This is a genomic window from Sporolactobacillus sp. BBK16-2 (assembly GCF_059878335.1).
Window position 1 is genome coordinate 3508973 of record NZ_CM187611.1, and the last position, 7311, is coordinate 3516283.

Annotated in this window: 7 protein-coding genes; all 7 read right to left on the reverse strand. The window is 43.5% G+C overall.

What is annotated here, in order from left to right; all coding sequences use genetic code 11:
- Positions 1–3 precede the first annotated feature (3 nt).
- A complete protein-coding gene (gene mnmG, locus AC6F33_RS17265; RefSeq protein ID WP_255748689.1) occupies positions 4–1893 on the reverse strand; it encodes a tRNA uridine-5-carboxymethylaminomethyl(34) synthesis enzyme MnmG in 1890 nt (629 codons plus the stop codon).
- Between the two features lie 62 nt (positions 1894–1955).
- Positions 1956–3335, reverse strand: a complete 1380-nt coding sequence (gene mnmE / locus AC6F33_RS17270; RefSeq protein WP_500777528.1) for a tRNA uridine-5-carboxymethylaminomethyl(34) synthesis GTPase MnmE — start codon at positions 3333–3335, stop codon at positions 1956–1958.
- 551 nt (positions 3336–3886) lie between these two features.
- Complete coding sequence (jag, locus tag AC6F33_RS17275; RefSeq protein WP_255748687.1) at positions 3887–4507, reverse strand: RNA-binding cell elongation regulator Jag/EloR; 621 nt, start codon at positions 4505–4507, stop codon at positions 3887–3889.
- A complete protein-coding gene (gene yidC / locus AC6F33_RS17280; protein WP_255748686.1) occupies positions 4504–5286 on the reverse strand; it encodes a membrane protein insertase YidC in 783 nt (260 codons plus the stop codon). The genes jag and yidC overlap by 4 nt, the downstream gene beginning before the upstream one ends.
- Before the next feature lie 4 nt (positions 5287–5290).
- Positions 5291–5560 carry a membrane protein insertion efficiency factor YidD gene (gene yidD / locus AC6F33_RS17285; RefSeq protein WP_255748685.1) on the reverse strand — a complete coding sequence of 90 codons (270 nt, stop codon included), beginning with the start codon at positions 5558–5560 and terminating at the stop codon, positions 5291–5293.
- Positions 5557–5919, reverse strand: coding sequence for a ribonuclease P protein component (rnpA, locus tag AC6F33_RS17290; protein ID WP_500777529.1), 363 nt, complete (start codon positions 5917–5919; stop codon positions 5557–5559). Before rnpA ends, yidD begins: the two co-directional genes overlap by 4 nt.
- Before the next feature lie 376 nt (positions 5920–6295).
- The gene (gene rpmH / locus AC6F33_RS17295; protein WP_010025605.1) at positions 6296–6430 is read right to left on the reverse strand and encodes a 50S ribosomal protein L34; all 135 of its coding nucleotides are present in this window, start codon (positions 6428–6430) and stop codon (positions 6296–6298) included.
- Positions 6431–7311 lie beyond the last annotated feature (881 nt).

Below are 7311 nucleotides of genomic sequence, written 5' to 3' on the forward strand. Positions count from 1 at the left end.
CGATCAGCCTGTTCTTCTCGCTAATTTGCCCTCTTCCAGATAAACAAGCAAAATGGCAACATCACTCGGATTGACACCGGACACACGTGATGCCTGTCCCACAGATATCGGCCGCACTTTCGCTAATTTCTGCCGAGCTTCTGTAGCAATACCGTCAATCTTCTCGTAATCCAGATTCTGAGGAATTTTCTTCTTTTCCATTCGTTTCATCTTTTCAACCTGCTGCAATTGCTTACTGATGTACCCTTCATACTTCACTTGAATTTCAACCTGTTCGCCAACATCTGCAGGAATTTCACCATGTTCGGGAAGGAGTGAAGCCACATCTTGATAAGATAACTCAGGCCGTTTCAGCAATCGATCGGCTTTCATCGGTTCTCTTAGTGAAGCAGCTCCCTTATCCTTAAGCAGTTCGTCCACTTGCTCTGATGGCTTAATGGTTGTTGCAGAAAAATAATGCCGCTCCTGCTCGATCAACTTCCTCTTGACAGTAAAACGTTCATAGCGTTCTTCAGGGATTAAGCCAATATCATGTCCAATTTCCGTCAAACGCAGATCTGCATTATCATGTCGGAGCAGTAAACGATATTCAGCACGTGAAGTGAGCAAACGATAAGGTTCTTTTGTTCCCTTTGTTACCAAGTCATCAATCAGTACACCAATATAAGCCTCAGAGCGATCAAGAATCAAAGGCTCTTTGCCGAGTGCTTTTCTTGCTGCATTAATTCCGCCCATCAGGCCTTGTCCGGCCGCTTCCTCATATCCGGAAGTACCGTTAATCTGTCCGGCAGTAAACAGACCGCTGATTTTCTTCGTTTCCAGCGATGGCCAAAGCTGGGTCGGCACAATTGCATCATATTCAATTGCATAGCCTGGCCGCATCATTTCGGCTTTTTCAAGTCCCGGAATGGTTGCAAGCATTTTTCGCTGAATTTCTTCCGGCATGCTTGTCGATAAGCCGTCCACATAAACCTCTTTTGTTGCTTTTCCTTCTGGTTCAAGAAACAGCTGATGCCGGTTTTTATCATTAAATCGAACAATTTTGGTTTCGATTGACGGGCAGTACCGTGGACCCGTTCCAACAATTGCTCCGGAGAAAATCGGTGAACGATCTAGGTTCTCTTGTATAATTCTATGTGTCTCCAAATTCGTGTACGTCAGCCAGCAAGGAATTTGTTCTTTAATAAATTCCTTCGTGTCAAAGGAAAAAGCGAGCGGTGCTTCGTCACCCGGCTGAATTTCCGTCTTGGAATAATCTACTGTACGCCCATTCACCCGAGGCGGCGTCCCAGTTTTAAAGCGTACAAGATCAAAACCAAGCTCCTTTAGGTGATCGGACAATTTAACGGAAGCCTGCATATTATTCGGTCCGCTCTCATACTGCAGCTCGCCGATTATAATTTTTCCTTTTAGATAGACGCCTGTTGTTAGGACAACAGCCTTCGCGCGATAGGCTGCTCCCGTTGCAACAACCACACCTTTGCAGACGCCGTCTTCAACAAGCAGATGATCGACCATACCTTGCCTCAAGGTAAGATTCTCTGTTTCTTCGATCGTTTCTTTCATGGCGCGTTGATAAAGTTGTTTATCTGCCTGTGCTCTGAGTGCACGAACTGCAGGGCCCTTTCTTGTATTCAGCATTCTCATCTGAATATAGGTCTTATCAATATTGTGCCCCATCTCACCGCCGAGCGCATCAATCTCGCGAACAACAACACCCTTTGCCGGGCCTCCGACTGACGGATTGCATGGCATAAAAGCCACACCTTCCAAACTGATCGTCAACATCAGCGTTTTCGCACCGATTCGTGCCGACGCAAGTCCAGCTTCAACTCCGGCATGTCCGGCACCGACAACAATCACATCATAAGTACCGGCCTCATATGATTTCATTTCTGATCCTCCATTCTCTTTCATACACAATAGTATCGTTCTATTTAAAACTGCAGAGCAGTTTATTTCCCTAAGCAAAATTTCGAGAACAACTCATTGATCAGACTGTCCGACACCGTGTCGCCAACAATTTCGCCAAGCAGATCCCATGTCCGCTTAATATCAATTTGAGTCATATCAACTGGTACACCTTGTTGGGCCGCATCAATCGCGTCCGTAATCGCTGAACGTGCTTGTTTCAATAATGCAATATGACGTGTATTCGAAACATATGCCTCACCGTTTGACGTTACACTATTACTGAAGAACAAGGAAGCAATCGCTTGTTCCAACTCTTCCAGTCCTTTATCATCGATCATTGACGTTCGGAGTACCGGGTTGCTCCCGGCGAGTTCCCTGACCTCATCAATGGAAACATTCATTGTCAAGTCAGCCTTATTTAACAAAATAATTGCAGGCGTTGTCCCGATCAGTTGAAACAGCATGCGGTCCTCATCTGTAAGTGCTTCATGACTATTAATCAATAACAGGACAAGTTCTGCGGTTTTCAATAGTTCCTTTGAACGTGACACACCGATTTTCTCAACCAAATCTTCGGTATCGCGGATTCCCGCAGTATCCACCAGCTTTAACGGAACACCGCGGACATTGACATACTCCTCAATCACATCACGCGTTGTTCCCGGCACATTAGTGACAATGGCTTTAGACTCATGGACCAACTGATTCAGCAAAGAAGACTTGCCGACATTCGGTCTTCCGATGATTACCGTAGATAATCCTTCGCGTAAAATCTTGCCCTGTCTTGCTGTTGAAAGCACACGATCAAGCTGATGGCGAACTGCAGATGCTTTTTCAAAAAGAATATTATTCGTCATCACTTCTGCATCATCATATTCCGGATAGTCAATATTCACTTCTACAGCAGCTAATATATCAAGCAATTGCTGCCTAAGCTTTCGAATCAGGATCGACAGCTTTCCTTCCATCTGATTCAACGCAACATTCATGGCTTGATCGGTCTTTGCACGAATCAGATCCATAACTGCCTCAGCCTGTGACAGATCAATACGCCCATTTAAAAATGCGCGTTTTGTAAACTCTCCCGGCTCCGCAAGACGGACGTTCTGGTCCAACACGAGTTCAAGAACACGGTTGACACTTGTCAGACCTCCATGGCAATTAATTTCGACCACGTCTTCACGAGTAAAGGTTTTCGGTTTTCTCATCACTGAAACCATAACTTCCTCAACCGTCTTCTTCGTCTCCGGATCCACAATCTTGCCATAATGAATTGTGTGACTGCCTACATCGCGTAACGCTTTCCCACCTTGAAAAAGCCGATCGGCTGCGGCAACGGCTTCAGAACCGCTCAGTCTCACAATGCTAATCGCTCCCTCGCCAGTCGGAGTTGAAATAGCGGCAATCGTATCATAATCCAATTTTATCACTCCTTTCTCATTCCGTCTTTCATTAATCGCTTCCTATAATTCATCCGTGAATCATGAAACAAACCATTTTTATATTATTAACGTTCCCCTGATCCGAGTCGAGGAACGATTTATTACAAGGGAAACTTTTTCAAAGACTATCATACATTATTTACCCAATAAATGAAAAATCTTAGAGAATTCTTGTTTATTTTCAACTAAAACTCCTTAATACGAAGCACCACTAATCTCTTATCTTATTAGTTACTTCCTCTTGTATAAGAAAAACCGTGCAAAAAGCGCCCGGTCCTTAAATCATGCCGGATTTTGATTACGCTCCGGTTGCTCGCATCAACTGAGCGCGACCGCGGGCAGTCCGGGAGCCTCCTCAAGCAAACTAATACCTGCGGGGTCTCCCCTGGCCTGCGATCAACAGAGCCGCTCCGCAGGAGTCTCGCACCTGCGCGTTTGGCTCACAACCTTTGGCTTTGGCGAAAATCATATACTTTCTTTGCTTGCAAAAAAAGCGCACAATTTGCGCGCTTTTTCAATTGATTTGTCATTTATGAACGCGGAGCAACTGTTAAGTAACGTCTTGGTTCCTCACCGTTTGAAAAGGTCCGTACCTTGTTGCACTTAGCCAAAGCATTGTGCACGATCTTTCGTTCAAACGCAGGCATCGGTTCCAAACGATGCGGAAGACCTGTTTTCACTGTCTTTTCCGCAATACGCTTGGCAAGCGTAATGAGTGCTTTTTTGCGCGTGTCTCGATAATTTTCAGCATCAAGTATAATGTTCATTCGGTGCTCAGCATCGCTGTTCACAACACGATCAACTAAAAATTGGAGTGCGTTCAATGTCTTACCGTGCTTACCAATGAATTGAGCCGCATCTTTCCCAGAAAGTGTACAACGGCAAACACGTCTGCTGCGTTCCTCAACCTGAACATGAACTGTCAAACCGCTTTTCTTAATGATCTCGTTTAAATAGTCAATACCGTAATCAAAAGGTGTCTTAGTCATAGTAACCTTGACAAGCGCTTTCCGCGCACCAATTCCGAAAAAACCAGGTCTCGGTTTCTCAAGAATTTGAACATCTGTTTGATCTGAAGTCGCGTTTAATTCATTAAGGGCGCTGGAAACCGCTTCTGCAACCGTCTTTCCATACTTGGTTACTTCCCTCACTTCTGCTTGGCGCCTCCTGCAGGCTTTTGATCCTTTTGGTCATCGTCTTTCTTTTCATAGATAATGTAAGTCTGGAAAATCATGAAAATATTACCGACAACCCAGTAAAGTGCCAGTGCCGATGGAAAATAGAACGCCGGAACGGCAATCATAATTGGGAACACATACATCATCATCGCCATCTGAGGATTCGTATTCCCCATTCTGCCCATCATAATCTTCTGCTGCAGGAATGTCGTCGCCGCAGCAATGACCGGCAAAATGTAGAACGGATCTGCAGAACCGAGCTGGAACCACAGGAACGATTGTGTCTTGATTTCCGACGTTCTCATGATTGCCTGGTAAAAAGCAAACAAAATCGGCATCTGAATCAAGATTGGCAAACAGCCTGCAAGTGGATTCACATGATTTTGTTGGAAAAGCTTCATCTGCTCTTCTTGAAGCTTCTTCTGTGTATTCTGGTCTTTCGAACTATACTTTTTCTGCAATTCTTTAATTTTAGGTTGCAATTCTTGCATCGCACGCGAACTTTTAACCTGCTTGGCCATCAACGGCATCAAAACCAGACGGACGATAAGCGTTGTTACAATAATGGCAAGTCCGTAACTGTTCCATAAAAGGTGTGCAACTTCAATGATAAATTTTGAAAGCGGCAAAACAAACCACTGACTCCAAAAACCTGTACTTTCATCATTAATTGGTTTGTTAAGATCGGTACATCCTGCAAGCAGTAATGCCATAAAAATCAATGAACTGACAGCAAAAACCTTTTTTTTCAAAACACTACCTCCTCGATCGATCCGAACGATGTCTCAACATGCCCGTCTGTTTATGGGAGCACTTTTCGGGGACAGGATCAATCCCTCCCGGATGAAAAGGCTGACATTTTAATAAACGTTTGATCGACAGCCATCCCCCTTTAAATACTCCAAACCTCGTTAATGCCTCAACTGCATAGTTTGAGCAGGTGGGGTAAAAACGACAGGTTGGCGGTGTATAAGGAGAAATAAACCGTTGATACAAACGAATAATAAAAATAAATACGTGTTTCATACTTGCGGCACCTTGCCAGAATTTGAAAGGACACGTGCTTTCTTCAGCACATGTTCCAAGCTTTTCTGCATTTCATCGTGAGACATGGTACTGACAGGTTTTCGTGAGATAATAATATAATCATTTTCTACCTCAAGCCTGTCCGCAAATTCGCGAAAAATTGCTTTTATATAGCGTTTAATATGGTTTCTCATAACGGCATTGCCCATCTTTTTACTCACCGACAGACCCAGTCTTGAATAAGGCTTGCCGTTATGTTTAAGCACATAGACGACAAACTGCCGGTTTGCAAAAGATTTGCCCTCTTTAAATACCACTTGAAAATCTTGATTCTTTTTTAATCGTTTTAATGTTTTCATGTTGTCCCTCCATGTGGGACGCCTCAACTTATGAGTTAATCGTAAATGTTATGAGAGCGGCCATGAACATTGCATTTGGTCTGTTCAAAAACCGTTCTTATCCTTTTATACTACCTTCAGTATAAAGAAAAAGATCGGAATGACAAGGCTGTTTAAAGGAAAATGCAGACGCAAATTGATTGATCGAATCACAGCGCGAACACAATCCTCTTTAATCCCCCACCCGACCCATGATACTCAATTCTGCCGACGTTTAATCATCTATTAAATAGCAAGCTTTTTTTAACAAGCATAATGCCCTCTGTCCTATACACGAGATCAGTCCATCTTTTCCCTTTCTTCGTGTAAAAAAACCACTGCTCTTCACACAGTGGCTTTATGCAGACAGAACTTTTCTTCCCTTGCGGCGGCGAGCTGCTAAAACCTTGCGGCCGTTAGCTGTTGCCATACGCGCACGGAAGCCGTGAACTTTTTTCCTCTTACGGTTATTCGGTTGAAAAGTACGTTTCAATGGATACACCTCCTGTATTAATTTTAGATTGCCGACAAATCAAATGTTTGATCGCGAATTAATCACTCGCTCATTTTATCCATTCAGCCGACCTGTCAAAAGTCACCATGACGAGAATGAGATCCAGTAGGTTGTGGTTTTTCCGCCGCCCATGCATCTTCGACTGGATTCGCCATGTCTCTTTTCTCTCATTCTTCAGCCTCAATCGTTCATCGGCTTATTTGTAAAACCAGTCTGACTCATTATAAGTAGTTCATGCCAAAAAGTCAATAAATAGCCGTTTCTGATTTATCCATCGCAATCTGTGGATTATTTTTTGACAAATTATTTTTTCCACACCATTTATCGACATTTTTTTCACATATCAGCCCCCTGTGCATAACCTTATTGTGCGTAAAGATATCCACTGTGGATAACATTTGTCGATCATTGCTTTAAAAGCAAATTTTTGATATGATCATAGTGCATTTATTTAGGCAAAACAAGGAATTCAAATAAAGTTTTCCACCAGCTGTGGATAATTTTGTGGACAGATGCTAACACCTGTGATTCACAGTTATCCACAGCATATGCACCATGTTGATAACTTTCAAACTTTCAAGTTGCTTCGAACTTTCTTCCCACTTGGGCGCTTGTGGATAAATTGGGAACTAAATGAATGAGAAAATTTTTATGATACGATTGCCTGCATGGAAATCCCTGTATGTTTTCTGCCCGAATAGTGAACTAGCCGCAAGACGCCAACTGGGCTGCTCGGCAAATTTTTTATTCCTTTTTTTCGGTTGCAGAGCCGTAACTTGCCGCAAGACTTCGGCTGGGCTGCTCTCAAGCAGGTTGGATTTTCAATGTGTTGATGCAATTTTAGGGAGGGCAGCTATACC